Raw genomic sequence first — 26,529 nt, forward strand, 5'->3', positions numbered from 1 at the left:
ACGCCATGACCCGCACGGTGGTGGTCCGGCATTGGCTGAAACCACCCGGCGAGCCAGGCGAGCGGCTTCGCATTCGTGAGGGCGTGGTCGATGCCATCGACAATGATCCGGATGACGGCGCGTGCCTGCGATGTCGCCGGCGCTGGTAGACGTGCGCGGCGCCGACCCGGCCGATCAGCTAGCGGATCGGCCTCGACGGCTTACAGATGACGCAGTTTGCCATCGTCGCCAGTGGGGATTTTCGTGAACTCCAGACCCCGGACCTCGTCGACCGCGATCTGGAATCCGGTAACCTCATTGCCTTTGCCTCGATTGAATTTGATACTCCCCATGAAGTCTTTGTTGCCGGAAAAGATGTCGGCCGTCATTGGTTTGAAAACGACCGTGCCAACACGTAGGTTTCTGGCGGTCAGGAGTCCGTCACGCGTCTCCAGTACAAAGGACGAGTTGAGTTCCTTGCTGTAGAAGGTGCCGGCGAACTGCGCCAAGGCGCTTTCCGGGTACGAAACGGGTGTGTACGACTCGAAAACAAGCGGATCGCTGTTTCCCATGATGAAGTGCATGTCCCGTCCCTCTTTCTTATCCACAAACTTGATCGTATATTTGTCGTCGCCGTCGATTTTCAGCTGAAAAACCGAGCCGCTCAAGGGGATCGAGGCGCGTCCGTCAGTGCCTTCCGTTCTGCTGTAATGCAAGACACCGTCTTTGACGTGAACTCTTGCGGAAATGGCGCGCTGGCGGTTCCAATAACTTCCCGCGTATTTCCGCAGCAGTTCGGGAGGCACCTCGACAGCTGCGATGCCCGCATAATCGATCGTCTCCGGCTCGGTAAAGTGGGTTTTCAGCACAACGGATGCGATCCGCATGGCATAACTTCCGTTATATGCCAGGCCGGAACTGAGCGCAATCGCCGTGACATTCTGCTCGGGAAAATGGAAGATGGAACTGGCATACCCGCCAGAATTTCCCGTTCGATAGAACTTGGAAATCCCTCTTTCCAGGCCCGCATGCAACTGCCCGTATGTGGAAATACCGGAAATATCCCTGACCACGTTTCCGGCATCGAGCCTGACAGGCACATTCAATCTGTCCGCCAGCGACTTTTTGCCCGGCACTGGCGCTGACATGGCCGCCCTCCAGAGTGAAAGATCGCGGATCGAGGTGTACAGATCGATCGGTCCCGCCGCTTTGCCGCCGGCGTGGGTGGTTTTGTACGTTCCCTTGGCATCGGCAAGGTACGGGACCGCCACGTTGGTCACCGGCTCGGAAGTTTCGGTAAGAAACAGCGTGTTCGACATGTTCAGCGGTGCAAACAGGTTTTCCTTGGCGTAGGTGTCGAACGCTTGCCCCGACACGCGCTCCACGATTTTCATCAACAGGACGAACCGGGTGTCGCCGCCGGGCGAAAACGCTTCTCCAGGGTTGAAGTTGAGTGTTTTTTGTCCGTTTATGAAGGGCAAAATAGTCTCGTAGCGTTCAGGCGCTGTCGATTCCCACCCGCCCAGGGACTTCATGACCCGATATCCGTACAGACCATCGGTGGAGCTCAATAAATGGTTGATGGATATTTTCTTGCCGAAGTCGGGTACTTCCGGCAGGTATTTCCTGATGTCGTCGTTCAGTGCCAGCTGTCCTCGATCTTCCAGCATCAAAATAGCGGCGGCGATGAATTCCCATGCCAGCGAATCGACTTGAAATTTCGTATCGACCGTCGCTGCCACCTTGTATTCAAGATTGGCGTTCCCGAAGGCGTTCTCGTAAATCACTTTCCCATCTTGCAAGAGGGTGATGGCCAAGGCAGGCTTGTCCGGCCCGCCATACTCGCTGAGCACCTTGGCGATGGCTTGCCCATCTGCGGTCGCTGCAAGATTGCTGGCGTTTGCCGTCAAGGGGGAAAGTGCGAGGCATCCGGCTATCAGATACTTTGTAGGTGAAAAATGTTCGCTCATGTCGGTGTCTTCCTGTGAATTCGAATGGTCAGGCGGCGTCAGGCCGCTGTCAGTGGATTTTCTGGATGGTCTCAATGACTTTGCGCGCGACCGAGGCGGTGGAAGAGGGGTCTTGCCCTGTTATGAAGTTGCCGTCGACCACATGAAAATTGTCGCCGAAGCTCTTTGAATGGACAAAATTCCCGCCTTGCCTGGCGATTTCCTTGCCGATGGAAAAAGGGAAGGTCTTGTAATAGTCGGCTGCGGTATTTTCGAAGATGTCGGGGAAGCCGGTAATCTTTTTGTTCGAAAAAATGGCGGTGCCGGCGCTGTTTTTCAGGTTCACGATGCCGGCAGTGCCATGGCAGATGGCCGATATCACACCGCCATTTTCGTGAATCTTGAGCGCGATGCGTTGGATGTCCGCGTTTTCGGCGACGCCGAACATGGCCGCGCCGCCACCGCTGTAGTAAATCGCCTTGTAGTCGTTCGGATCGACCTGTGCGGGCTTGAAGGTATTCTTCAGCAGATTCATGAAACCGGCGTCGTACAGGTGGTCCTTTTGCGTCTTGTTGGATGTGTCGACATAGCCCACGGGAATCGCGCCACCATTGGGGCTGACAAAATCCACGACAAGGCCGCTCTTTCTGAAAATGTCATAGGCGATGACGATTTCTTCGAAGTGGTTGGAAGCATTCAACTTGGTATTGCCGTAAGTGTGTTGATTCGAGGTGATGAACAAGACCTTGTCTTTGCTTTTGGGAGCCTCCTTCCAGGTGTAACTCTTGTGCACGATCTTCCAGCCGCCTTCGTATTTCAGCAGGATGAAGTAATCGGTATATATTCTGAAGCCGGGCATCGCGATTTCGACTTTGGCGGTTGCCGCATTGTTTTCGACATCGATCGACAGGATGCGCCCGATCCGGTTGACCTTGTTTCCCGGCTTTATGTCCGCGATATATTTGCTGCCAGAACGAACCAGCAATGTATCGGCTTCGGTGACCGTATACAGATTGAAGTCCGGGTGAAAGGCGCGTCTTAGCCGGGCGGGTTCGCCATTTGCCGTCCCTTCGATGTAGTCCGTTAAGGTTGCGCGGATTTGTTCGGTATCGCCTGGCGCGGCGGCCGCCGTCGCCCGCCCGGACAGGCAAAACAAAAGACAGGCGCCGAGCAAGGCGCGCAAGAAGAAGTGTTGACGCATAGATTATCCCAAAGTCCTGCAAGTACCTTTTACCGAAGGTAGATACGGTTGTTCGGCAGGTGCGCTGCTGTGCGCCATGCCGAACGGTAGGATAGGGCGAAGGTGGTGGCCTGCTGTCGGAAGCCATGATCCCGGACTCCGGATACATGATTCCGCAGCGTGGCGGCGCTGCGAGGCCCGGCGATTGCCCCGGTGAACCGCGAAAAATCGGCCGGCAAACGGGAGGGGTCAGGAAGGGATGCCGAGCTGGCGGTCGGGCGATGACGACGCATGCTGCGCTGCGGATGCAGTGCGATAGCTTGCCGGGGTCTGGCCGGCGATCTTCTTGAACGCCGCGAAAAATGTCGAACTGGAGTTGAATCCGCTACGTTCCGCAACGAGTTCCATGGTCAAATGGGACTCATCGGTCAATAACTGCCTGGCGTGTTGAATGCGAAACTCGTTAATGTAAAGATTGAAACTCTTGTCGAGTTTCTCGTTAATCGCCCGGGATACGGTCGTTTGCAGATAGCCGATTTTCTTGGCCAATAGCGGCAGGCTCAGATTTGGATTCAAGTACAGCCGCTGTTCGGACATCGCGCGATCCAGCGAATCGAGCAGTGCGCGGGAATCCTCGTCCGCCAGCTGTCGATTCTGATATTTCTCCTTTTTGGCGGTCTCCACCCGCGCGTCGTTTTGAAGGGCGAAAATCAGGATGCCGGCATGGATCGACACGGTAAACGAAATCGCCCCGACAATATACGAGGTAAACTGGGTGGTGGCATAGGCGACGAGGATCAGGAAACTGCTGGCATAAACGCTGAGAACGAGATAATTTTGACGTGATATCCGTCCGTCTGCGCCGAGCAGCAAGGCGCGCGCTTGCCACAGCTGTTTGCCGGCCAATAACAGATAGAACAACCAATAAACATGGATGGAACGAATCGAGTAATGCCAGACATGCGGGTAGCGGGAATACGGAAAGACAATGCCTATGCCGATCGCACATAGCGCCAGCAAAAGATGCGTGCGCCAATGCTTGCCAACGGCCCGCTGTGCCAGATCCGCGAGATGGCAATGCACATACAGGTAGCTTAGTGGGCCGATCAGCAGGCAAGCCGATATGCCGGCCTGCAGGATCTCGACGGCGATAGCGGGGTTGAAGTAGTAAAAAGTCGACTTTGCCGTGCGGAATCCGATCGCCAGCAGCAATGCGCCCAACAGGCTGTTGGTGAGGCGATGCGATCGGCGGCTGAACTGGTAGCAGGCCAGGAAAATCCCGTTGACCGCGCCGAGCGCGCTAATGAAAAACAGCAGTTGGCTTGAGATCACGAGAAAATGATGTGGAATTGAAGAGTTGGGTCCGGTGCGCCTGCGCGCCGGCATCGGAAGCGCATCAGCTCGAAATCCCGTACTTGCGCTGCGCCCCGTGATAATCCTCGGTCAGGCCCGGCAGCAGCGGATTGCCCGGATCGCTCTTGCGCATCGCCTCCAGCTGGCTGACGCAGACCTCGGCCAGCGGATGATCCCAGCCCAGGTCTTCGAGCTGGCGCAGGATCGCCTTGGCCAGCGCCACCATGACCTGCACGTTCTTGGGCGCCATGTGCTGGGCTTCGAGCAGGGTCTGGACCGCGCCCTTGACGTCGCCCATATTGCCTTTTTCGGCGGCCAGGTCCAGCAATTCCTGCACCTGGGTCATCAGGCGCGAATTCATGCCCTCGGCCAGGTCCGGGCGGCCGGCCTTGACGAACACGCTCATCGCATCCTGCATCGACACCTTGCTGTCGACATCGTTCATGACCGTCAGCATGACTTCGGCCGCCGCGTTGTCGAGCCGGTTCGAGAGGCAGGTGCGCGCCAGGCCAATCTTGAAGTCGCTGGACAAGCCCTTGGACAGCCGCACCGCCGCCACCGCCGCATTGAGTTCCGTCACCGCCGCCGAGGTGTTGCCCGCCGACTCATGCAGCAGCGCCACCGAAATCGCCTTGCAGGCGTCGATCGCGGCATTGCCGCGCAGTGACTTTTCCATATCGCGGATCACACTGCCGGCCTGGTTGGTGTCGCCCTTTTTCAGCAAGGTCTTGACCAGCTTCACGTGATCCTCGGGATCGCGAAATTCGGAGTATTTGGACTTCGATACGACCTGTTTGAACGATTTTTCGGCCATCACCACATCGCCCGCTTCCAGCGCCACCTCGCCCAGGCGGCGCAAACGCCGCACCATGTGTGGCGAAATCGACACCGCTTCTTCCAGGGTTTTTTGCGCGCGATAGGCGGCGCCGTTCATTTCGTGGCACTTCGCCAGCAGGTCGTAGGCGGCCATGAACTTCGGATTGTCTTCGATGAGCTTGGTGACGACAGCTTCGGCTTCCTCGATCTTGTCCTGCGCAAACAGTACGCGCGCCAGGCCCAGGCTGGCCCAGCCGATCGACTTGCTGGCCAGGATGCCGGTGTAGATATCCTCGGCCTGCGGCAGTTCATCGAGCGCCACATGCATTTCCGCGCGCAGGCGGGCGAAATCGGCCACATGGCGCGGGTGCGCCGCTTCGCCGGCCGCCGCCGACTTGATCGCCTCGCGCAGGTTGCCCTGGCCGATCAGGTTGTAGGTCGGCAGGAACACCGCGCGCCGCTCGATGGCGCGGTTGATGCGCGAACTGAGCATGTCCACCGTGAACGGCTTGAGGATATAGTCGGTCGGGGTCAGCTCGGCGGCGCTGACGACCTTGCTGTAGACGCCTTCCGAGGTAATCATGATGAAAATGGTACCGAGGCCGATCAGCTTGTGATGGCGCATGTCTTCCAGCAACTGCTGGCCGTCCTGGCCGCTTTCGGCGCCGCCGCCTTCGAGGTCGTATTCGCACAGAATCAGGTCGTACTTGCGCTTGTCGACCTGCTTGATGGCCGTGCTGGCGTTGACGGCGAAATCGATTTTCGTGATGCTGGACTGCGTCAGCATGTTTTGCAGGCTGCCGCGCATGCCCGGATTCGGGTCGATCACCAATACCGACAAGTTGCTGTTATCTTGCATCTGTTCACTTTCGTGTCCCCTCGAACGGGGGAGTACACCTGTTAACGGTTCATGCGGGAAACTCTTGAAACCCTACGATACGCTAATCCCGGCGCCAGCGGCAACTGTCACACGAGAGCGGTGAGGCGAATACGCCGCGCTGCCGTGGTGGCAACACGGTATAATGTCGGCCTAAAGGATTCCAGCCCTACCCAGTTTCGTGCCTTCATTACCTTTAACCCCGCAGCCTCGCTGCATCAACCACCTTCCAACCATGTTGATACTACCGGGTTCCAATGCCCTGTCCGTATTTCGCAGCCAACGCCTCCTGAGCCAATTGCAAGCTGTCGCCCCGGCGATTACGGCGGTCCAGGCGCGTTTTTATCACTTTATCGATACCAGCGCCGCGCTGTCGGCCGACGACACGTCGCGCCTGGACGCGATGCTGACCTACGGCGAACCTGCCGCGGCAAGCCCGCGCGAGGGGGTGACCGAAGAATTCTTCGTCATCCCGCGCCTGGGCACCATCTCGCCATGGGCATCGAAAGCGACCGATATCGCGCACAACTGCGGCATGGCGCATGTGCACCGGATCGAGCGGGGGATCGCCTTTTCGATCAGCCTGAAAACCGGTTTGCTGGGGTCCAGCATCGGCGCGGCCAAGAAGCTCTCCGATCTTGAGACCGAGGCGGTCGCAGCGCTGCTGCACGACCGCATGACCGAAAGCGTGCTGCGCAACGCCGACCAGGCCTCCGACCTGTTCCGCGAACTTGAAGCGCGGCCACTGGAATCGGTGGACGTGATCGGCGCCGGCAGGCACGCGCTGGAAAAAGCCAACACCGAGCTTGGCCTGGCCATGTCGGACGACGAAATCGACTACCTGTTCCAGGCTTTCAGCATCGCCGGGCGCAACCCGACCGACGTCGAACTGATGATGTTTGCGCAGGCCAACAGTGAACACTGCCGCCACAAGATCTTCAACGCCGACTGGATCGTCGACGGCATCTCGCAGCTGAAGACGCTGTTCCAGATGATCAAGAACACCCACGAGTTGCAGCCGAGGGGGACCATCGTCGCCTACAGCGACAACTCGTCGATCATGGAAGGCGCCACCGTCATGCGCTTCTATCCGCGCGGCGCCGGGCACGAATACGCCCCGTCGACGGAACTGACGCACACCCTGATGAAGGTCGAAACGCACAATCACCCGACCGCCATTTCGCCATTCCCCGGCGCCTCCACCGGCGCGGGCGGCGAGATCCGCGACGAAGGCGCGACCGGGCGCGGCGCCAAGCCGAAAGCCGGCCTGACCGGCTTTACGGTCTCGAACCTGATGATCCCGGACGCCGTGCGTCCATGGGAAAACGCGGCCAACGTCAACCAGCCGGCAGCCCAGCGCGGCGCCGCTGCCGTCTACGGCAAGCCAGACCGCATCGCCTCGCCGCTGCAGATCATGATCGAAGGCCCGCTCGGCGGCGCCGCGTTCAGCAACGAGTTCGGGCGTCCTGTGTTGGGCGGCTACTTCCGTACCTACGAACAGAATGTGGGCGCGCTCAGCGCCGGCCTGCCCGACGCGGTGTTCGGCTACCACAAGCCGATCATGATCGCCGGCGGCATCGGCAATATCTCGAGCCAGCACACGCACAAGAACGACATTCCGGTCGGCAGCCTGCTGATTCAACTGGGCGGTCCGGGCATGCGCATCGGGATGGGCGGCAGCGCCGCGTCGTCGATGGCGACCGGCACCAACACGGCCGACCTGGACTTCGACTCGGTCCAGCGCGGCAATCCCGAAATGGAACGGCGCGCGCAGGAAGTCATCAACGCGTGCTGGCAGATGGGCACGCGCAATCCGATCATCTCGATCCACGACGTGGGCGCGGGCGGCTTGTCGAACGCTTTCCCGGAAATCACCAACGACGCCAAGCGCGGCGCGATTTTCGACCTGCGCAAAGTGCCGCTCGAAGAAAGCGGCATGGCGCCGAAAGAGATCTGGTCCAACGAATCGCAGGAACGCTACGTGCTGGCCATTGCGCCGGAAAGCCTGGCGCTGTTCGCCGCCATGTGCGAGCGCGAGCGCTGCCTGTTCGCCGCCGTCGGCGTGGCCACCGAAGAACGCCAGCTCAAGCTGATCGATCCGGAACTGGGCAACTCGCCGGTCGACATGCCGATGGACGTCTTGCTCGGCAAGCCGCCCAAGATGCTGCGCAACGTCACCCACGTGCACAATGAATTTCCGGCGCTCGACCTGACCGGGCTCGATCTGGCCGATGTTGCCAAGCGCGTGCTGCTGCTGCCGGCGGTGGCCGACAAGTCGTTCCTGATCACCATCGGCGACCGCACGGTTGGCGGCACCACGGTGCGCGACCAGATGGTCGGCCCGTGGCAGGTGCCGGTGGCCGATTGCGCCGTCACCGCCATGAGCTTCGAAGGCTACTTTGGCGAAGCGATGGCGATGGGCGAACGCACCCCGCTGGCGGTGATCAACGCCGCCGCGTCGGGCCGCATGGCGGTCGGCGAAGCGGTGACCAACATCGCCGCCGCGCCGATCCGCGACATCTCCGACATCAAGCTGTCGGCCAACTGGATGGCCGCCTGCGGCCAGCCGGGCCAGGATGCCGCGCTGTTCGACACCGTGAAAGCGGTCGGCATGGAACTGTGCCCGGCGCTGGGAATCAGTATCCCGGTCGGCAAGGATTCGCTGTCGATGCGCACGACATGGCGCGACGAAGATGCGGCCAAGGCTGACGGCCTTGGCATTGCCAAGGCCGTCACCTCGCCCGTATCCCTGATCGTGTCCTCGTTCGCGCCGGTGTACGACGTACGCCGTTCGCTCACGCCGCAGATCAAGCTGGACGCGGGCGAGACCGCGCTGATCCTGATCGACCTGGGGCGCGGCAAGAACCGCCTCGGCGCATCGGCCTTGTCGCTGGTCATCCAGCAGCTCGGCAACGAGACGCCGGATGTGGACAGCGCCGACGACCTGAAAGGTTTCTTCACGGCCATCCAGGAGTTGAACGCCGACGGCAAGCTGCTGGCCTACCACGACCGCTCCGACGGCGGCCTGTTTGCGACCTTGTGCGAGATGGCTTTCGCGGGCCGCAGCGGCCTGTCGGTCAATCTCGACATCCTCACGCTGGAAGCCGGCCATGGCGCCGACTGGGGCGACGCCAAGAACTGGGCGGGCCAGGTGGCCGAACGGCGCAACGAGCAGACCCTGAGCGCCTTGTTCAACGAAGAACTGGGCGCCGTGATCCAGGTGCGCGCCGATGAAAAGACGCTCGTCATGAACGTCCTGCGCGAGCACAAGCTGGGCGCATGCAGCCATATCATCGGCAAGCCGAACGAGCGTGGCGTGATCGAATTCACGCGCGACGCCAAGGTGATCTACACCGAAGCGCGCAGCGCGCTGCACCGTGTCTGGAGCGACACCAGCTGGCGCATCGCGCGCCTGCGCGACAACCCGGCCTGCGCCGATGCCGAATACGACCGCCTGCTGGACGAAACCGATCCTGGCATCACGCCGAAGCTGACGTTCGACCCGAGCGAGAACATCGCCGCGCCGTTCGTGGCGACGGGTGTGCGTCCGCGCGTGGCGATCTTGCGCGAGCAGGGTGTCAACTCGCACATCGAAACCGCGTGGGTGATGCACCAGGCCGGGTTTGCGGCGGTGGACGTGCACATGAGCGACCTGATTGCAGGCCGCGCCAGGCTGGACGACTTCCAGGGCATCATCGCCGTCGGTGGTTTTTCATACGGCGACGTGCTCGGTGCCGGCGAGGGCTGGGCCAAGACGATCCTGTTCAACGCGCAGTTGGCGGAGCAGTTCGCGCGCTTCTTCAACCGTGGCGACACGTTCGGGCTGGGCGTGTGCAATGGTTGCCAGATGATGAGCAACCTTAAATCGATCATTCCGGGCGCGCATGCATGGCCGAAGTTCACGCGCAATAAGTCGGAGCAGTTCGAGGCGCGCTTTGCGATGGTCGAAGTGCTCGATTCGCCGTCGATCTTCTTTGGCGGCATGGCCGGTACGCAGGCGGCGATTGCGATTGCCCACGGCGAGGGTTTTGCCGACTTCTCGCAGACGGGCGATATCGACGCGGTGGTCAAGGCGATGCGCTTTGTCGACAACCGTGGCGCGGCCACCGAGGCGTATCCATTCAACCCGAACGGCTCGCCGCAGGGCTTGACGTCGGTGACGACGGCCGATGGACGCTTCAGTGTCCTGATGCCGCACGCGGAGCGCGTATTCCGCTCGGTGCAGCAGTCGTATCATCCTGAATCGTGGGGCGAGGATTCGCCTTGGATGCGCATGTTCCGCAATGCGCGCAAGTGGGTGGGGTAAGCCGGGAAAAACTTGCAAAACCGGGCGCACCGCCCGGTTTTGCAATCTACCGCAGGTCTTCGGCACAGGGCCTGTCGCCATCAATCCGGAAAAAGCGGAGCTACCATCATGATAATCACTACTGAAGACATCGACAGCGCATCCATGCGTCCGGTCGGCTACGCCCAACTCCCGAGTTTTGTCGCCCGCTTCCGCAGTGTGCCGTTCAGCGGCGTCGCCCGGCTGGTGCCAGCGTACGACAACCCCAGGGACTGCCTGGACCTCGAACTCGGTGTGCAAATCACCCAGGGCTCGGTCACCGATTTTCGCGTCATCGGTTTGCCTGCCATCGTTGGCGCCGACGCGCTCGATATTCCCGGATCATTCAAGGTCTGCGGCATTCTGGAAAGCCAGTCGCCTCCCTCCGAGACAGGCGAAGGCCGTTATGCGTTCATCGCCGTCGGTGAAGCCAGTTTTTGTTTGTCCGAACAAGAAATGGGCGGCATGTGGCCCGAGCCGGAGAGTATCGTCTCCTTCGTCGCACACGACGTCACACTGTGGGACGAGGCGCTGTAAAGCGCTCTTCGCCGGTGAATGGTTCGGCCCACGCCGAACCATCCGCGATGCGCATCCCGCTATAGTCAGGTCTTCACCCAACAGAGGACCATCATGACCATCGCCTGCTTCATCCGTTACGACATCGATCCCTTCCAGCGCGACGCCTTCCGCGACTACGCCGAGAACTGGGGCCGCATCATCCCGCGCTGCGGCGGCAATCTGATCGGCTACTTCCTGCCGCTCGAAGGCACCAATTACGAAGCCTGGGGACTGGTCGGCTTCGACAGCCTGGCCGCCTATGAAGCCTACCGCGCACGCCTGCGCCTTGACCCCGAAAGCCGCGCCAACTTCGCCATGGCGCAAGAGAAGCGTTTCATCCTGCGCGAAGAGCGCACCTTCACCGAGGTGGTGGAGGGGGCTTTTCAAAAGGCCGCCCAATGATCGCCGTGATCTTCGAAGTCGTTCCCCATGACGCCGAACGGCAGGCCTACCTGGACGCCGCAGCGGCTCTCAAGCCGCATCTGGAGCAGATGGATGGCTTTGTGTCGATCGAGCGCTTCCAGAGCCTGTCCGACCCCGGCAAGATCCTGTCGCTGTCGTTCTGGCGCGATGAGGAGGCGGTGCGCGGCTGGCGCAACCACGCCCTGCACCGCGAAACGCAGGAGCAGGGCCGTGCCTTCATCTTCGCCGATTACCGCCTGCGGGTGGCGGCCGTGATGCGTGACTACGGCATGGAAGAACGCGCCGAAGCGCCGGCCGACTCGCGCGCCCTGCACGGATAGCGTAGGCGTAAAAACAGGCGCATCAAACGATGCGCCCTTTTCAAAGAAGCAGACCAATAATTACTTGATCGACGCTTTCTTCATCAGGTCTTCGCGGAACGCTTGCAGCTTGCGCTGTTGCAGCTGTTCGGCGATTTGCTGTTTGACTTCTTCCATCGGCGGAATCTTGGCCGTACGGGTGTCTTCCAGCTTGATGATGTGGTAGCCGAACTGCGACTTGACCGGGGTGTCGGTGATGGCGCCTTTTTGCAGGGCAACCATGGCCTTCGAGAACTCGGGCACGTAACCAGCCGGGCTGGCCCAATCCAGATCGCCGCCGTTGGCAGCCGAACCGTCTTTCGACGAGGCCTTGGCCAGGTCTTCGAACTTGCTGCCGGCTTTCAGCTTGGCGATGAGGGCCTTGGCTTCTTCTTCGGTTGGCACCAGGATGTGCCTGGCGTGGTATTCCTTGTCGCCCATCGTGGACTTGAACTTGTCGTACTCGGCCTTGATCTCGGGATCCTTGACCGGGTTCTTCTTGACGTAGTCAGCCAGCATCGCGTTGATGATGATGCTCTGGCGCGCGTTTTCGAGCGCGGACTTGACTTCAGGACGGATCCCGAAGCCTTGCTTGTCGGCTTCCTGGATCATGACTTCGCGGCCGATCAGGTCTTTCTTGATGGCTTCGCGCAGTTGCGCGGAATCGGTTTGCTTGCCTTGGGCAACGACTTGCTTGACGACTTGATCTACCTTGGCGGCAGGAATGCCTTTACCGTTGACGGTAGCAATATTTTGCGCGAACGCAGGCGCGGCGGTCAGCGCGATCAGGGCTAACAACAGGCGGGCAGGCTTCAACATCATTATCTTGGATCCTTTATCAATACAAAAGTAGGCGGCTGGACGGGATCATACCGCCAATCAGTCCAGCGAGCCGCGGCGCACGCGTGCGCGCGGCAATCGTGCGCCGTGCACCGGTCTTATTTGACCGACGCTTTCTTGACCATGTCTTCCTGGTAGGCTTGCAGCTTCTTCTGCTGCAGCGACTCGGCGATCTGTGGCTTGACTTCGTCGAACGACGGCAGTTTGGCCGGACGGGTTTCGTCGAGCTTGATGACGTGGAAACCGGCAGGCGTTTGCACCGGGTTCTCGCCGACCTGGCCTTTTTGCAGGCTGACGAAGGCGTCGCTGAACGGTTTCGGGAACGACGACGGCAATGCCCAGTCGAGGTCGCCGCCATTGTTGGCGGTGCCGGTGTCCTTGGAGGTCTTGGCCAGGTCTTCGAACTTGGCGCCGCCCTTGAGCTTGGCGATGATGGCCTTGGCATCGGCTTCGTTCTCGGCCAGGATGTGGCGGACATGGTATTCCTTGTCGCCGGCCTGTGCCTTGTAGCGGTCGTATTCGGCCTTGATGTCGGCGTCGCTGACGGCGTTCTTGCTGACGAAGTCACGCACCAGGGCGTTGATGACAATGGTCTGGCGCGCGCTCTCGAGCTGCTGCTTGACGGTGGCGTCTTTCTCGAAACCCTTCTTGACGGCTTCCTGCATCATGACTTCGCGGGCGATCAGGTCTTTCTTGACCATGTCGCGCAGCTCTGGGGAATCCGGCTGCTGGCCTTGGGCGACAACTTGCTTGACGACTGCTTCGACGCGGGCCGAAGGAATGGGCTTGCCGTTGACAACAGCAACGTTCTGCGCGAACGCAGGCATGGCGGCAACGGCGATCAGTGCTAACAGCAAGCGGGCTGGCTTAAAGGTCATTATTAATTCCTGTTCGGGGAAAGTTACTTGGACAAAGGTTAGATTAGTTTTTTTACTTTACGTTCAATTGTCGGACAGATTTCTTAAAGCGCTCTGAAAGCGCACGGTTCACAGCTCGGACGGAGCCAGCGCGGTGATGGCCAGTGCGTGTATCTCATTGTGCATCATATCGTGCACGGAATCATACACGAGTCGATGTCGCATGACGAGCCTGAGCCCCTCGAAACGCTCGGAGACAATCCTCAGGCGGAAGTGGCTGCCTCCCGAAGCGGCCCCGGCGTGGCCTGCATGCAAGGCCGATTCGTCGGTCAGTTCGAGTACGCTCGGCGCCAGCGCGGCGGTCAGTTGGGCGCGGATGCGCTCGGGACGGGTTGCCTGGGTCATGCCTGTTCCTCCGCTTCAATATATTTCGACAGCATCAGGGTCTGCACGATGATGAACACGAACAGCAGGCCGTTGATGCCGAACAGCTTGAAGCTGACCCAGCCGCTGGTATTGCCCTTGAAAATCACAAACGCGGCGACCAGGTTGATCACGCCGAGCGCGAAGAAGAACACCATCCATGCCAGGCCGACGTTTCTCCATACCGGCTCGGGCAGCTTGATCTGCGCTTCCATGGCCTGGCGCATCAGGTTCTTGCCGAAGCCGAACTGCATCACGCCCATGACCAGCGCGAAGATCCAGTAAATGATGGTCGGCTTCCACTTGATGAACACATCGTCGTGGAAGTAGATGGTCATGCTGCCGAACACCGTGATGATCAGGAAGGATACCCACAGCATGGCGTCGATCTTGCGCCCGCGTAGCTTGAGGTAGACCAGCTGGAAGGTGGTGGCGACGATCGCGACCACCGTGGCGATCATGATCGGCGCCTGGTCCGGCTTGATGTTCCCACCCGCGACGAGTCCGCCCAAGAATTTGGTGGCGATGGCGAACGATGTCTGCTCGTACATCTCGGCAACTTTGAAGACGCCGAAGAACAGCAGGATGGGGAAAAAGTCGAACAGAAATTTCATATTGTTATTCGTTGATCAGGTTGGGTCGAAGCGCAGCGATGCGGAATTGATGCAATAACGCAATCCGGTCGGCGGTGGGCCGTCCGGAAACACGTGGCCGAGATGCGCGTCACAGACCGCGCAAATAATCTCGGTGCGCAGCATACCATGCGTGCGGTCGGTTTTTTCGATCACATTGGCCGGATCGAGCGCCGTGAAGTAGCTTGGCCAGCCGCAGCCGGAATCGAACTTGGCGTCGGACGCGAACAGCGGCGTCTCGCAGCACACGCAGGTGTAGATGCCGTGCTCGTGATGGTCCCAGAATTTGCCGCTGAAGGCGCGTTCGGTGGCCGCGTGGCGCGTGACCTCGTACGCCATCGGGTCGAGCATGGCACGCCATTCGGCGTCGGTTTTGGTGATTTTGTCGGACATGGCGGACTCTTTCAGGAAGAACAGCTCACTGCCAGGTGGCTCGCCCAGTCGGGCGGCAACGCGGCATAGTGGTCGTTGTGGGGTTGTTCGTCGAATGGATGCTCCAGCACGGCCAGCAGCCGCGCCACTTCGGAGAAATCCTTGTTCTGCGCTTTTTCAATGGCCGCCTGGGCCAGGTAATTGCGCAATACGTATTTTGGGTTGACCCGGTCCATTGCAAGCTTGCGATCGCTGTCGATGCTGTTGTCGAGGCGCAGGCGGGCCCGGTAGCGCACCGCCCAGGCATCGAAATCTTCACGCGCGATGAACATGTCGCGCAGCTGCGCATCGAGCTCCGGCGCGTCCAGGCGCAGGGCGCCGAGCCGGCGGAAGAACAGGGTGAAGTCGGCATGATTGGCGTGCATCAAGGTGAACATGGCGTCGAACAGTTGCGCGTCGTCGTCCTGCGCGCTCGCCAGGCCCAGCTTGGCGCGCAGCAACTCGTCGATCTTGCCGGCGAAGGCGCTCTGGTAGACCTCCAGCGCATCCTGCGCTTCTTCCACGCTGCCGATCAGCGGCAGCAGCGCCTGCGCCAGCGCGTAGCAATTCCAGTGGCCCACCTGCGGCTGGTTGGCGTAGGAATAGCGCCCCTGCTGGTCGGTGTGATTGCAGATGTGCTCGGAATCGAAGGCGTCCATGAAGCCGAACGGGCCATAGTCGAGCGTCAGGCCGAGGATCGACATATTGTCGGTGTTCATCACGCCATGCATGAAGCCGACCGCTTGCCAGTGCGCGATCATATGCGCGGTGCGGCGCGTGACTTCTTCCAGCAGGGCCCGGTAGGGATTGGGGGCGCCGGCCAGTTCCGGGTAGAAGGTGGCGATCACGTAGTCGGCCAGGATGCGCAGTTCCTCGGGCTGGTCGCGCGAGGACCAGTGCTCGAACGAGCCGAAACGCACGAAGCTCGGCGCCATGCGCGTGACCACGGCGGCGCTTTCGACCGTTTCGCGCAGGATGCCCTGGTCGGAACCGGTGACCATCAGTGCGCGCGTGGTGGGGATGCCCAGCGCGGCCATGGCTTCGGAGCACAGGAATTCGCGGATCGACGAGCGCAGCACGGCGCGGCCGTCGCCCATGCGCGAGTAGGGCGTTTTGCCGGCGCCCTTGAGTTGCAGCTCCATCGGGCCGTGCGGACCGGCGAGCTGGCCGAGCAGGATGGCGCGGCCGTCGCCGAGCTGGCCGGCCCAGACGCCGAACTGGTGGCCGGAATAGACGGCAGCGAGCGGTTTGGCGCGCGGCGGGACGTGGTTGCCGGTGAAGGTGGCGACAACGTCGTCCTGCGCGAGCAGGGCCGGGTCGAGGTTGACGAGGGCAGCGGCGCGCGCGCTGGCGGCGACGAAATAGGGCGCTGTCAGCGGCGTGGGCATGAGCCGGGTGTAGAAAGCGGGAGGCAATTCGGCAAACGAATTGTCCAGCGGCAAGTCATCGACGTTAATGGCGGATCCAGTCGCGGTAAGGGGTGAAAACAATAGCGGAATTCTACCGTACCGGCTGCTTTTTGGCCGGGCCCGCACGCCCCGGCGAGCGCGCCGCACAGGCTTGGTGCATTGGACCATCCGGTCTGGATGCACTGCACAATCGAAATTGATTGACTGTTTTAGCACGGTCGTACGAAACTGGGCCCACGGCTGCCATGGCGCAGCCGCAATGCGATGACAGGAGTATTGATGACGTCTTACCCGATGAGCCCACTGATGGGGCAAATGATGGACCAGCCATTGCTCATCTCCAGCATTATCGAATTCGCGGCAAGGCACTACGGCAACACCGAAATCGTTTCCCGCCGGGTTGAAGGCGATATTCACCGCTATACTTACAGCGACTGCCACCAGCGCGCGCGCCAGATGGCCAATGCGCTGACCGGCCTGGGCGTCAAGCTCGGCGACCGGGTCGCCACCCTGGCCTGGAACGGCTACCGCCACATGGAACTGTATTACGCGGTGTCCGGATCGGGCGCAGTGCTGCATACGGTCAACCCGCGCCTGCATCCGGAACAGATCGCTTATATTGCCAACCACGCCGAAGACCAGTACCTGTTCTTCGACCTGACCTTCCTGCCGCTGATCGGGGCCGTGGCCGCCCACTGCAAGACGATCAAGGCGTTCATCCTGATGGCCGGGCGCGAGCACATGCCCGCCGAGACCAGCATCCCGCAGTTGCTGTGCTACGAAGACTTGATTTCGAGCAGTTCGGCCGATTACGCCTGGCCGCTGTTCGATGAAAACTCGGCCGCCTCGCTGTGCTACACCTCCGGCACCACCGGCAACCCGAAGGGGGCCTTGTACTCCCATCGTTCGACCGTGCTGCACGCGTATGGTTCCGCGATGCCGAATGCGCTCAACGTGTCGTCGGCCGACACCGTGCTGCCGGTCGTGCCCATGTTCCACGTCAACGCCTGGGGCTTGCCGTATTCGGTGCTGCTGTCGGGCGCGAAGATGGTGTATCCGGGCGCGGCGCTGGACGGCAAGTCGCTGTACGAGCTGTTCGAGGCGGAAAAGGTCACCTTCTCGGCCGGCGTGCCGACCGTTTGGCTGGGCCTGGTCAACTACGCGCTCCAGAATCAGCTGAAATTTTCCACCTTCCGGCGCACCGTGATCGGCGGCTCGGCATGTCCGCCGGCGATGATGGATACCCTGATCGACAAGTTCAATGTCGAGGTCATCCACGCCTGGGGCATGACCGAAATGTCGCCGCTGGGCACGGCGGGGGGCTTGCAGACCAAGCACCTGTCCTTGCCGAAAGATGCGCAGCGCAAGATCTTGCAGAAGCAGGGGCATGCGATTTACGGCGTGGACATGAAGATCGTCGATGACGCCGGGACCGAATTGGCGTGGGATGGCAGTACTTACGGCCATTTGCTGGTCAAAGGACCATGGATCGTCAAGAGCTACTTCAAGAACGAGGGCGGCGACGTGCTCCAGGATGGATGGTTTCCAACCGGCGACGTGGCCACCATCGATGCCGACGGGTACATGCAGATTACCGACCGCAGCAAGGATGTGATCAAGTCCGGCGGCGAGTGGATCGGCACGATTGACCTGGAAAATATCGCCATGTCGCATCCGGCGGTACTGCAGGCGGCGTGTATCGGCATCGCGCATCCAAAATGGGATGAACGTCCGCTGTTATTGGTGGTCAAACGTCCAGGGATGGAAATGACGCGGGAAGAAATGCTGGCATTTTTTGAAGGCAAGATCGCCAAATTCTGGATGCCCGACGATGTGGTGTTCATCGAAGCGCTGCCGATGGGCGCGACCGGCAAGATTCAAAAGAACAAGCTGCGCGATCAGTTCAAGGCGCATCAGTTGCCGGTGGCGTGAGGCGGCGGTCTGGCGGCCGGTGGGCGTAATACGATGAACGTTTAACGAAGAGGTTTTCAGCATCAGGATGGGCAGCACTCGCTGCAAGGGCATCAGACCCGCATAGACAATAGAGAAGGATGGAGACGCATGATCAAGACTATTCGCCCGTTGACACTGGCTGTTTCGTTTGCATTGCTGTCGGTTTCGGCCCAGGCCGAAACCGTGAAGATTGCCTACATCGACCCTCTATCGGGGCCCTTCGCGCCGGTCGGGCAGAACCAGCTCAAAAGCTTCCAGCTGATCGCCGACATGGCGACCCAGCAAAAATGGGCCGGCGAGCACAAGGTCGAGGTGGTCGGCTTCGACAACAAGGCCAGCCCGCAGGAATCGCTCACCCTGCTCAAAACCGTCATCGACCAGGGCTACCGCTACATCACCCAGGGCAGCGGTTCCGGCGTCGGCCTGGCCCTGCTCGACGCGATCAACAAGCACAACGAACGCAATCCCGGCAAGGAAGTCGTGTTCCTCAACTACGCGGCCATCGACCCGGACATGACCAACAGCAAGTGCAGCTTCTGGCACTTCCGCTTCGACGCCAATTCCGACATGAAAATGGAGGCGCTGACCACCTACATGGCGCCCAACAAGGATATCAAGAGCGTCTACATTATCGGCCAGAACTATGCCTTCGGCCAGGCAGTCAGCCGCTCGGCCAAGGAATATCTCAAGCGCAAGCGGCCTGACATCAAGATCGCCGGCGACGACCTGCACCCGATCGCCCAGGTCAAGGATTTCTCGCCCTACATCGCCAAGATCAAGGCCTCCGGCGCCGACACCGTCATCACCGGCAACTGGGGCGCCGACCTGGCTCTCCTGATCCGCGCCGCCAAAGATGCCGACCTCAAGGCCAATTTCTACACCTACTACGGCGTCACCACCGGCGTGCCGACCGCCATGGGTGCGGCCGGCGCCGACCGCGTCAAGATCGTCGGCAACTGGATGGTCAACAACGACAAATTCGTCGGCAAGGAGATCGTCGAAGCCTTCAAGAAGAAATACAACGACGATTACTACGCCGCCCAGACCCACAGCGCCATCGGCATGCTGGCCCAGGCGATCAAGGCCGCCAGGACCACCGACCCTGTCAAAGTGGCGTTCGCCATGGAAGGCGCCAAGTTCAACAGCATCAACGGCGAAGTCATGATGAACAAGGTCGATCACCAGTTGCAGCAGCCGCTCTTTATCGGCACCTGGACCAAGACCAACGGCAAAGACATCAAGTACGATCAAGAAAATACCGGCTACGGCTGGAGAATGGACAAGAAGATCGACGCCTACCTGGCGAACCAGCCGACTTCCTGCCAGATGAAGCGGCCCGGGGCATAACGCTGCCAAGCCGAGGGACGCGCCGCCTGGCCACAAGCCGGCGGCGCCGTCCCGGCAAGACTGCAGGGTGGACGGGCCTTCGGCACCGGTGGTTGCGGCGCGCAAGTCCACCACCTTCGCGTTTTCGACCACGGTGGAGCCCGCACGCCCACCCAACCTGATCACACCTATGGAATTTACACTGTTCACCCTGCTGAACGGGATTAGTTACGGACTGCTGCTGTTCATGCTCTCGTCCGGACTGACCCTCATCTTCAGCATGATGGGCGTGCTCAACTTTGCGCACGCCAGTTTCTACATGCTCGGCGCTTACATCGCTTACACCATCAGCAGCGTGCTCGGATTCTGGCCGGCGCTGGTGCTCGCGCCGGTCGCGGTCGGCCTGATCGGGGCGCTGGTCGAGCGCTACGGCCTGCGCCCGCTGCATAAATTCGGCCACATTCCCGAACTGCTGTTTACCTTCGGCCTGTCTTTCCTGGTGGTCGAGCTGGTCCAGCTGATCTGGGGCAGGGCGGCGGTACCGTATCCGATCCCCAAGGAACTCGACGGCCCGCTGTTCACCCTGTATTCGACCAGTTTCCCGATGTACCGCGGCTTCATGATGCTGGTCGCCCTGTCGATGCTGGCCGGTATTTACCTGGTGCTCACGCGCACCCGGGTCGGGCTGGTGATCCAGGCGGCGCTCAGCCATCCGGACGCGGTCGAGGCGCTCGGCCATAACGTGCCGCGCATCTTCATGTGGGTGTTCGGCGGCGGCTGCGCGCTGGCCGGACTGGCGGGCGTGATCGGAGGTAATGCCTTCGTGACCGAGCCCGGCATGGCGGCCACGGTCGGCAGCATCATCTTCGTGGTGGTCGTGGTCGGCGGCATGGGTTCGCTGGCCGGCGCCTTCTATGCCTCGATCCTGATCGGCGTGCTGCAAACCTTCGCCGTGGCGCTCGACTATTCGCTGATGAGCGTGTTCAACGGCCTCGGTGCGGATATCACCGCCGAGACACCCGGCTACGACGTGCTGAAACTGACCATCTCGCAAAGCGCGGCCATCCTGCCGTTCCTGCTGCTGGTGCTGATCCTGATTTTCCGCCCGAAGGGCCTGATGGGAACGCGCGAATGAGGCTCACCTACACCCCATTGAATCTGGGCCGCTACCTCGTGTGGGGCGGCTTTGCCCTGATCCTGCTGCTCGCTCCGCTGATTTTCAGCAAAGGCTCGGCGCTGTCGATCCTGTCCCAGATCGGCACGGTCATGATTTTCGGCCTGTCGTACAACATGCTGCTGGGGCAAGGCGGCATGCTCTCGTTCGGCCATGCCGTCTATTCCGGCCTGGGCGCCTTCTTTGCCATCCATGCGATGAACAGCAGCGGCCTCGGCGCAGCTGTGCCGACCTCGCTCATTCCGCTGGCGGGTGGCGTGGCCGGCATGGGCTTCGGCGTGCTGTTCGGCTACGTGACGACCAAAAAGTCCGGCACCACGTTCGCCATGATCACGCTCGGCCTGGTGGAACTGGTGTTTGCCTGCTCGCTGATGTTCCCCGGCTTTTTTGGCGGCGAAGGCGGCATCACCACCAACCGCGTGCGCGGCGAGGCCTTCATGGGCATCACGTACGGGCCGCAGGTGCAGGTGTATTACCTGATCGCCGCATGGCTGTTCATCAGCACGGTCGCCATGTTCGCCTTCACGCAAACGCCGCTCGGGCGCATGGCCAACGCCGTGCGCGACAATCCCGAAAGAGTCGAATTCATCGGCTACGACACGCAGTGGGTGCGCTATCTGACCCTGATCCTGTCCGCCTTCTTCGCCGGCATTTCGGGCGGGCTGTCGGCGATCAACTTCGAGATCGTCAGCGCCGAGAACGTCAGCGCGATCCGCTCGGGCAGCATCTTGCTGTTTGTGTTCATCGGCGGGATTGGATTCTTCTTCGGCCCCTTGCTTGGCACCATCGTCGGCGTGTTCTTTTCGGTGATGCTGTCGGACTTCACGCCGGCCTGGCAACTGTACCTGGGGCTGTTCTTCATTTTGCTGGTGCGCTATGCGCCGGCTGGACTGTCGAGCCTGATTTTGATGCTGCTGCGGGTGGCCGGCGCACGCAAGTTCGGGCGCATCTGGAAGCCGCTGCTGGGCGTGGGCGTCTGCGCGCTGGTCGGATTGGTGGGCATGGTGATGGGCATCGAAATGCTGTACCACCTGACCCTGGACGCCGCCAACGGCAGCGTCATGACCCGCTTCGGGCAGGCCATCGACACCAAATCGGCTGCGCCGTGGCTGGTGGCAGGCGCTTTCCTGCTGGCGGGCATTGTTGGCTACCGGCGCTTCCAGCCGGGATATTACGCAGTCTGGAGTGACGTTAATGCAGAAATCGTGGCCCAACAGCGCGGAGGTGTCGCATGACGACGGCCGCACTTGAATTGAAAGATGTGCGCAAGAGTTTCGGCCGTTCCGAGATTATCCGGGGCGCCAGCCTGACCGTGCAAAAAGGCGAGCGCTGCGCCGTGATCGGGCCGAACGGGGCGGGTAAGTCGACCTTGTTCAACCTGGTGTCGGGCCGATTCGATATTTCCTCGGGCGCTATTTGCTTGAACGGGAACAGCATCAGCGGCTTGCGGCCGTTCGAAATCAACCGCCTGGGTCTGTCGCGCAGCTTCCAGATCAGTAATCTGTTCGAAAAACTGTCGGTGTATGAAAACCTGCGCTGCGCGGTATTGTGGTCGCTCGGCTATAAATACTCGTTCTGGCAGCGTTTGAACGGCTTGCGCGACGCCCACGAGCGCGCCGAAGAAGTATTGGAGCAGATCGGCATGCAGCGCCAGCGCAAGGTGCTGGCCGGGGTGCTGACCTATGCCGAACAGCGCGCGCTCGAAATCGGCATTACCATTGCCGGCGGGGCCGACGTGATCTTGCTCGACGAGCCGACCGCCGGCATGAGCCGGTCCGAGTCCGATGCGGCGGTCGAATTGATCCGCAAGGTCACGGTGGGCAAATCGCTGGTGATGGTGGAGCACGATATGAGCGTGGTGTTCGGCTTGGCCGACAAGATCGCGGTGCTGGTGTATGGCGAGGTGATCGCCTGCGATACGCCGGCCAATATCCGCTCGAATGCGGCGGTGCAGGCGGCCTATCTGGGCCACGAAGGCAGCGAGGAAGCCGCATGAGCGCCATTCTGGAGATTAAGAACCTGCATGCGTTCTATGGCAAGGGACATATTCTGCACGGTGTCGATCTGCAGATCGGCAAAGGCGAGATCGTCTCTCTGCTGGGGCGCAATGGGGTGGGGCGTTCGACCCTGGTCAAGGCGGTGATGGGGCAGGTCAGCGCGACCGGTTCGGTGCTGTTCAAGGGCGAGCAAGTGCTGGGCTTGAAGGCATTCCAGATCGCCCATCAAGGGCTGGCGTATGTGCCGGAGAACCGGGATATTTTCCCCACCTTGACGGTGGAGCAGAATCTGATTCTGGGGCAGAAAAAGACCGGCGTCGTGGGGCGCTGGTCGCTCGATGACATGTACAGGATGTTCCCGCGCTTGCTGGAGCGGCGTACGGTGGCGGCCGGGTTTTTATCGGGCGGGGAGCAGCAGATGCTGACCTTGTGCAGGAGTTTGATGGGCGACCCGGACCTGATCATGATCGATGAACCGACCGAGGGACTGGCGCCGAAGATCGTGGCGCTGGTGGCGGAGTATTTGCTGGCGCTGAAGGAGAAGGGGATTTCGGTGCTGCTGGTGGAGCAGAAACTGGCCATTGCGCTGGAGATTTCGCAGCGGGTGTATGTGATGGGGCACGGCGCCATTGTGTTCGAGGGGACGCCACAGGCGTTGAAGGCGGATGCGCGGGTGCGCAAGGAGTGGTTGGAGGTTTGAGGGGCAATCGCAGAAACTTGGGTTCCCGCCTGCGCAGGGCTCAGCGCCCCCACGGCAACCCAATTTCGCCAGTTTATCCGCGAACAAAAAATAATACGACCGTTCTATTATGATGTATAGTCGAAGACTGCTGAACCCACTAACAAAGGAAGAGACATGAGCGCCGAATACCTGGTCAATGGCAGCGTTGCCGTCATCACACTGAACAATCCACCAGTCAACGGACTGGGTCTTGAGACGCGTACCGCAGCGGTCGCCGGCATCCGCCGCGCGCTGGCGGACGACGCCGTCAAGGCGATCGTCATCACCGGCGCCGGCAAGGCGTTTTCGGGTGGCGCCGACATCAAGGAATTCAACTCGCCCAAGGCCCTCACCGAACCATCGCTGCACTCGCTGATCCAGGTCGCAGAAAGCTCGACCAAACCGGTCATCGCCGCGATCCACACGGTCTGCATGGGCGGCGGGCTCGAACTGGCTCTCGGCTGCAACTACCGGGTCGCCATGCCGGGCGCGCAAATCGCGCTGCCCGAAGTCAAGCTCGGCCTGCTGCCGGGCGCCGGCGGCACCCAGCGCCTGCCGCGCGTGGTCGGCCTCGAAATGGCCCTCAACATGATCGTCTCCGGCACTCCGGTGCTGTCGGAAAAATTCGCAGGCACCGCGCTGTTCGACGAAGTGTTCGCCTCCGACGCCAATCTGATCGACTCGGCCGTGGCCTTCGCCAGCAAGGTCGCTGACGTGCGCCCGCTGCCGCGCGTGCGCGACCGCAAGGTCAACTACCCGAACCACGAAGCCTTCCTGCAATTTTCGCGCAACACCGTCAAGGCCATGTCGGGCGCCTTCCCGGCGCCGCTGGAATGCGTCGACACCGTGGCCGCGTCGGTCACCAAAAAGTTTGAAGACGGCATCAAGTTCGAGCGCGAACGCTTCCTGCACCTGATCCAGACGCCGGAATCGAAATCGCTGCGCCACGCCTTCTTCGCCGAACGCCTCGCCAGCAAGATTCCCGATGTGCCAGCCGACACGCCGACGCGCGACATCAAGCAGGCCGCCATCATCGGTGCCGGCACCATGGGCGGCGGCATCGCCATGAACTTCGTCAACGCTGGCATCCCGGTCATCCTGCTCGAAACCAAGCAGGAAGCGCTCGACAAAGGCATCGCCACGATCCGCAAGAACTACGAAAACACGATGAAGAAGGGCAAGCTCACGCAAGAGAAGTTCGAACAGCGCGTCGGCCTGATCAGCGGCACCCTGAACTATGCCGACATCGCCCAGGCCGACATCGTCGTCGAGGCCGTGTTCGAAGACATGGGCGTGAAGGAATCGGTCTTCAAGCAGCTCGACGCGGTGATGAAGCCGGGCGCGATCCTGGCGTCGAACACCTCGACCCTGGACGTGAACAAGATCGCCGACTTCACCAGCCGTCCGCAAGACGTGGTCGGCACCCACTTCTTCAGCCCCGCCAACGTGATGAAACTGCTCGAAATCGTGCGCGGTGCCAAAACCGGCAAGGACGTGCTGGCCACCACCCTGGCGCTGTCGAAAAAGCTGCGCAAGACCGGCGTGGTGTCGGGCGTGTGCGATGGTTTCATCGGCAACCGCATGATCGAGCAGTACAGCCGCCAGGCCGGTTTCTTGCTGGAAGAAGGCTGCCTGCCGGAACAGGTCGACAAAGCGGTCGAGAAATTCGGCTTTGCCATGGGTCCGTTCCGCATGGGCGACCTGGCCGGCAACGATATCGGCTGGTACATCCGCAAGCGCCGCTATGTCGAGTCGCCGGAGATCACCTACTCGAAAACCGCCGACCTGCTGTGCGAAATGGGCCGCTACGGCCAGAAGACCAGCGCCGGCTGGTACGACTACAAGGCGGGCGACCGCAAGGCCTACGCCTCGCAGGATGTCAACGACATGATCGTCAAGCACTCGGCCGACATCGGCGTCGAGCGCCGCAAGATCAGCGATGAAGAAATCGTCGAGCGCCTGGTGTACTCGCTGGTCAACGAAGGCGCGTTGATCCTGGAAGAGGGCATTGCGATGCGCGCTTCGGATATCGACATGGTGTATCTGACCGGTTACGGCTTCCCTGTGTTCCGCGGTGGCCCGATGTTCTACGCCGACACGGTCGGTTTGGCCAATGTGCTGATGGCGATGGAGAAATACGCCAAGGGCCGCCATGGCGATGCCTGGAAACCGGCGCCGCTGATGGTGCGACTGGCTGCCGAAGGCAAGGGCTTCAACAGCTGATTTGGTTTGTCCCGATAACAAGGCAGCCCCGGTAATCCGGCGCTGCCTTTTTTATCGACCTCTGCGGTGATACACAGTCAGAATCAACAAGCGGGGAGCAGATTTTGCAGATTCGACGATTTCCAAACAAAACGACTACTGGAACCTTCAATCCATTCGACCAAGTAATCCGGCTCGATGGTTTTACCAGAGAAAGCGTGAACGAGCGCCTGAAAGGCGACGTTGCCGCGAGGTGGAAGCAATTGTTTCCACTGCTCCGCACGATGTTTCACGAATATACGCATTTTCTTGATATGACGACAACGACATATGGCTTGTCAGTGTTGAATGCCATTTTTATCGGAGCAAGCGGATATTCGAAAGGAAAAAATTCAGCGTCGTATGACGGAGCCGATTCGGCGCGACGAGCGTTATCTGAATTGAACATGGACGAAATGCATGCCAGGATATCAGGGCAATGTGGGCAACCCTGGGGCTACAAAGACTGGTTCGAGTGCATCGGTTCCGAGGAAGAGGAGATCGCCCATATTTTGACCGGAACGATATTTTTGAATCCCGTTAAGAAGACTGAGTTTGCCAGGGCGCCTTATTCGATACCTTCGCTTCTTGAGTCCAACGCGGTATCGAATGAACTATTTTTGTAACTATTCAGCCGCTATGCAACTGATGGGATAGGCGCGCCGACAAATGCGCGCTGTAGCACTGCGAGCATGTTGTGGCCCTGTTTTCGCAGGGTATCGAGGCAAGAACGGATGACGCAGAAATG

General features: G+C 60.6%; 23 protein-coding genes. 13 read left to right on the plus strand and 10 right to left on the minus strand.

Annotated elements, in window-relative coordinates:
- The first annotated feature begins 5 nt into the window (after positions 1–5).
- A complete protein-coding gene (locus F2P45_RS21015; protein WP_166879528.1) occupies positions 6–149 on the plus strand; it encodes a hypothetical protein in 144 nt (47 codons plus the stop codon).
- A 51-nt stretch (positions 150–200) separates the two neighbouring features.
- On the opposite strand, the gene F2P45_RS21020 is transcribed toward F2P45_RS21015, so the two are convergent.
- The 4 genes from F2P45_RS21020 to F2P45_RS21035 all read right to left on the minus strand — a co-directional run bounded on the left by F2P45_RS21020 (position 201) and on the right by F2P45_RS21035 (position 6,136).
- A complete protein-coding gene (locus F2P45_RS21020) occupies positions 201–1,949 on the minus strand; it encodes a serine hydrolase domain-containing protein (RefSeq protein ID WP_166879530.1) in 1,749 nt (582 codons plus the stop codon).
- Between the two features lie 49 nt (positions 1,950–1,998).
- Positions 1,999–3,129, minus strand: a complete 1,131-nt coding sequence (locus F2P45_RS21025) for a nuclear transport factor 2 family protein (RefSeq protein ID WP_166879532.1) — start codon at positions 3,127–3,129, stop codon at positions 1,999–2,001.
- A 228-nt stretch (positions 3,130–3,357) separates the two neighbouring features.
- On the minus strand, positions 3,358–4,440 hold the full coding sequence (locus F2P45_RS37045; RefSeq protein ID WP_223164800.1) for an AraC family transcriptional regulator: 1,083 nt from the start codon (positions 4,438–4,440) through the stop codon (positions 3,358–3,360).
- Between the two features lie 64 nt (positions 4,441–4,504).
- On the minus strand, positions 4,505–6,136 hold the full coding sequence (locus F2P45_RS21035) for a tetratricopeptide repeat-containing response regulator (protein WP_166879536.1): 1,632 nt from the start codon (positions 6,134–6,136) through the stop codon (positions 4,505–4,507).
- 253 nt (positions 6,137–6,389) lie between these two features.
- On the opposite strand from F2P45_RS21035, the gene purL reads away from it, so the two are divergent.
- The 4 genes from purL (at position 6,390) to F2P45_RS21055 (ending at position 11,779) form a co-directional block, all read left to right on the plus strand.
- A complete protein-coding gene (gene purL, locus F2P45_RS21040; RefSeq protein ID WP_166879539.1) occupies positions 6,390–10,460 on the plus strand; it encodes a phosphoribosylformylglycinamidine synthase in 4,071 nt (1,356 codons plus the stop codon).
- 108 nt (positions 10,461–10,568) lie between these two features.
- Positions 10,569–11,015, plus strand: a complete 447-nt coding sequence (locus F2P45_RS21045; RefSeq protein WP_166879542.1) for a hypothetical protein — start codon at positions 10,569–10,571, stop codon at positions 11,013–11,015.
- Positions 11,016–11,108: 93 nt separating this feature from the next.
- Complete coding sequence (locus F2P45_RS21050; RefSeq protein ID WP_166879545.1) at positions 11,109–11,438, plus strand: NIPSNAP family protein; 330 nt, start codon at positions 11,109–11,111, stop codon at positions 11,436–11,438.
- Complete coding sequence (locus F2P45_RS21055; RefSeq protein WP_166879548.1) at positions 11,435–11,779, plus strand: antibiotic biosynthesis monooxygenase family protein; 345 nt, start codon at positions 11,435–11,437, stop codon at positions 11,777–11,779. The genes F2P45_RS21050 and F2P45_RS21055 overlap by 4 nt, the downstream gene beginning before the upstream one ends.
- A gap of 60 nt (positions 11,780–11,839) precedes the next feature.
- Here the strand turns inward: F2P45_RS21055 and F2P45_RS21060 are convergent, their stop codons facing one another.
- The 6 genes from F2P45_RS21060 to F2P45_RS21085 all read right to left on the minus strand — a co-directional run bounded on the left by F2P45_RS21060 (position 11,840) and on the right by F2P45_RS21085 (position 16,402).
- The gene (locus F2P45_RS21060) at positions 11,840–12,619 is read right to left on the minus strand and encodes a peptidylprolyl isomerase (RefSeq protein WP_166879551.1); all 780 of its coding nucleotides are present in this window, start codon (positions 12,617–12,619) and stop codon (positions 11,840–11,842) included.
- Positions 12,620–12,735: 116 nt separating this feature from the next.
- Entirely contained in the window at positions 12,736–13,515 is a 780-nt protein-coding gene (locus F2P45_RS21065; protein ID WP_166879554.1) for a peptidylprolyl isomerase, read from the minus strand.
- 108 nt (positions 13,516–13,623) lie between these two features.
- On the minus strand, positions 13,624–13,899 hold the full coding sequence (locus tag F2P45_RS21070; protein WP_166879557.1) for a BolA family protein: 276 nt from the start codon (positions 13,897–13,899) through the stop codon (positions 13,624–13,626).
- Positions 13,896–14,531, minus strand: a complete 636-nt coding sequence (locus tag F2P45_RS21075; protein WP_166879560.1) for a septation protein A — start codon at positions 14,529–14,531, stop codon at positions 13,896–13,898. The genes F2P45_RS21070 and F2P45_RS21075 overlap by 4 nt, the downstream gene beginning before the upstream one ends.
- A gap of 15 nt (positions 14,532–14,546) precedes the next feature.
- Positions 14,547–14,942 carry a peptide-methionine (R)-S-oxide reductase MsrB gene (gene msrB, locus F2P45_RS21080; protein WP_166879563.1) on the minus strand — a complete coding sequence of 132 codons (396 nt, stop codon included), beginning with the start codon at positions 14,940–14,942 and terminating at the stop codon, positions 14,547–14,549.
- Positions 14,943–14,953: 11 nt separating this feature from the next.
- On the minus strand, positions 14,954–16,402 hold the full coding sequence (locus F2P45_RS21085; RefSeq protein ID WP_267877365.1) for a protein adenylyltransferase SelO: 1,449 nt from the start codon (positions 16,400–16,402) through the stop codon (positions 14,954–14,956).
- A 246-nt stretch (positions 16,403–16,648) separates the two neighbouring features.
- On the opposite strand from F2P45_RS21085, the gene F2P45_RS21090 reads away from it, so the two are divergent.
- The 8 genes from F2P45_RS21090 to F2P45_RS21125 all read left to right on the plus strand — a co-directional run bounded on the left by F2P45_RS21090 (position 16,649) and on the right by F2P45_RS21125 (position 26,407).
- Positions 16,649–18,301: a 3-(methylthio)propionyl-CoA ligase gene (locus F2P45_RS21090; protein WP_166879569.1), complete on the plus strand. Its 1,653-nt coding sequence runs from the start codon at positions 16,649–16,651 to the stop codon at positions 18,299–18,301.
- Positions 18,302–18,430: 129 nt separating this feature from the next.
- On the plus strand, positions 18,431–19,669 hold the full coding sequence (locus F2P45_RS21095; protein ID WP_166879571.1) for a branched-chain amino acid ABC transporter substrate-binding protein: 1,239 nt from the start codon (positions 18,431–18,433) through the stop codon (positions 19,667–19,669).
- A gap of 169 nt (positions 19,670–19,838) precedes the next feature.
- Positions 19,839–20,783, plus strand: coding sequence for a branched-chain amino acid ABC transporter permease (locus F2P45_RS21100; RefSeq protein ID WP_166879574.1), 945 nt, complete (start codon positions 19,839–19,841; stop codon positions 20,781–20,783).
- On the plus strand, positions 20,780–22,057 hold the full coding sequence (locus F2P45_RS21105; protein WP_166879577.1) for a branched-chain amino acid ABC transporter permease: 1,278 nt from the start codon (positions 20,780–20,782) through the stop codon (positions 22,055–22,057). The genes F2P45_RS21100 and F2P45_RS21105 overlap by 4 nt, the downstream gene beginning before the upstream one ends.
- Positions 22,054–22,818 carry an ABC transporter ATP-binding protein gene (locus tag F2P45_RS21110; protein WP_166879579.1) on the plus strand — a complete coding sequence of 255 codons (765 nt, stop codon included), beginning with the start codon at positions 22,054–22,056 and terminating at the stop codon, positions 22,816–22,818. The genes F2P45_RS21105 and F2P45_RS21110 overlap by 4 nt, the downstream gene beginning before the upstream one ends.
- Entirely contained in the window at positions 22,815–23,519 is a 705-nt protein-coding gene (locus tag F2P45_RS21115) for an ABC transporter ATP-binding protein (RefSeq protein WP_166879582.1), read from the plus strand. The genes F2P45_RS21110 and F2P45_RS21115 overlap by 4 nt, the downstream gene beginning before the upstream one ends.
- A 156-nt stretch (positions 23,520–23,675) precedes the next feature.
- Positions 23,676–25,763: a 3-hydroxyacyl-CoA dehydrogenase NAD-binding domain-containing protein gene (locus tag F2P45_RS21120; RefSeq protein WP_166879585.1), complete on the plus strand. Its 2,088-nt coding sequence runs from the start codon at positions 23,676–23,678 to the stop codon at positions 25,761–25,763.
- Between the two features lie 197 nt (positions 25,764–25,960).
- Entirely contained in the window at positions 25,961–26,407 is a 447-nt protein-coding gene (locus F2P45_RS21125; protein ID WP_166879588.1) for a hypothetical protein, read from the plus strand.
- Positions 26,408–26,529 lie beyond the last annotated feature (122 nt).

The sequence above is a fragment of the Massilia mucilaginosa genome, assembly GCF_011682145.1.
Taxonomy (GTDB): Bacteria; Pseudomonadota; Gammaproteobacteria; order Burkholderiales; family Burkholderiaceae_D; genus Telluria_A; species Telluria_A mucilaginosa.

What these genes read in the sequence shown, in the direction of transcription:
- F2P45_RS21020 (WP_166879530.1), bottom strand. Translation starts at nt 1,949, where the DNA reads ATGAGCGAACATTTTTCACCTACAAAGTATCTGATAGCCGGATGCCTC.
- F2P45_RS21055 (WP_166879548.1), top strand. Translation starts at nt 11,435, where the DNA reads ATGATCGCCGTGATCTTCGAAGTCGTTCCCCATGACGCCGAACGGCAG.
- F2P45_RS21015 (WP_166879528.1), top strand. Translation starts at nt 6, where the DNA reads ATGACCCGCACGGTGGTGGTCCGGCATTGGCTGAAACCACCCGGCGAG.
- F2P45_RS21110 (WP_166879579.1), top strand. Translation starts at nt 22,054, where the DNA reads ATGACGACGGCCGCACTTGAATTGAAAGATGTGCGCAAGAGTTTCGGC.
- F2P45_RS21060 (WP_166879551.1), bottom strand. Translation starts at nt 12,619, where the DNA reads ATGATGTTGAAGCCTGCCCGCCTGTTGTTAGCCCTGATCGCGCTGACC.
- msrB (WP_166879563.1), bottom strand. Translation starts at nt 14,942, where the DNA reads ATGTCCGACAAAATCACCAAAACCGACGCCGAATGGCGTGCCATGCTC.
- F2P45_RS21045 (WP_166879542.1), top strand. Translation starts at nt 10,569, where the DNA reads ATGATAATCACTACTGAAGACATCGACAGCGCATCCATGCGTCCGGTC.
- F2P45_RS21115 (WP_166879582.1), top strand. Translation starts at nt 22,815, where the DNA reads ATGAGCGCCATTCTGGAGATTAAGAACCTGCATGCGTTCTATGGCAAG.
- F2P45_RS21100 (WP_166879574.1), top strand. Translation starts at nt 19,839, where the DNA reads ATGGAATTTACACTGTTCACCCTGCTGAACGGGATTAGTTACGGACTG.
- F2P45_RS21120 (WP_166879585.1), top strand. Translation starts at nt 23,676, where the DNA reads ATGAGCGCCGAATACCTGGTCAATGGCAGCGTTGCCGTCATCACACTG.
- F2P45_RS21075 (WP_166879560.1), bottom strand. Translation starts at nt 14,531, where the DNA reads ATGAAATTTCTGTTCGACTTTTTCCCCATCCTGCTGTTCTTCGGCGTC.
- F2P45_RS21090 (WP_166879569.1), top strand. Translation starts at nt 16,649, where the DNA reads ATGACGTCTTACCCGATGAGCCCACTGATGGGGCAAATGATGGACCAG.
- F2P45_RS21050 (WP_166879545.1), top strand. Translation starts at nt 11,109, where the DNA reads ATGACCATCGCCTGCTTCATCCGTTACGACATCGATCCCTTCCAGCGC.
- F2P45_RS21065 (WP_166879554.1), bottom strand. Translation starts at nt 13,515, where the DNA reads ATGACCTTTAAGCCAGCCCGCTTGCTGTTAGCACTGATCGCCGTTGCC.
- F2P45_RS21025 (WP_166879532.1), bottom strand. Translation starts at nt 3,129, where the DNA reads ATGCGTCAACACTTCTTCTTGCGCGCCTTGCTCGGCGCCTGTCTTTTG.
- F2P45_RS21095 (WP_166879571.1), top strand. Translation starts at nt 18,431, where the DNA reads ATGATCAAGACTATTCGCCCGTTGACACTGGCTGTTTCGTTTGCATTG.
- F2P45_RS21070 (WP_166879557.1), bottom strand. Translation starts at nt 13,899, where the DNA reads ATGACCCAGGCAACCCGTCCCGAGCGCATCCGCGCCCAACTGACCGCC.
- purL (WP_166879539.1), top strand. Translation starts at nt 6,390, where the DNA reads ATGTTGATACTACCGGGTTCCAATGCCCTGTCCGTATTTCGCAGCCAA.
- F2P45_RS21105 (WP_166879577.1), top strand. Translation starts at nt 20,780, where the DNA reads ATGAGGCTCACCTACACCCCATTGAATCTGGGCCGCTACCTCGTGTGG.
- F2P45_RS21035 (WP_166879536.1), bottom strand. Translation starts at nt 6,136, where the DNA reads ATGCAAGATAACAGCAACTTGTCGGTATTGGTGATCGACCCGAATCCG.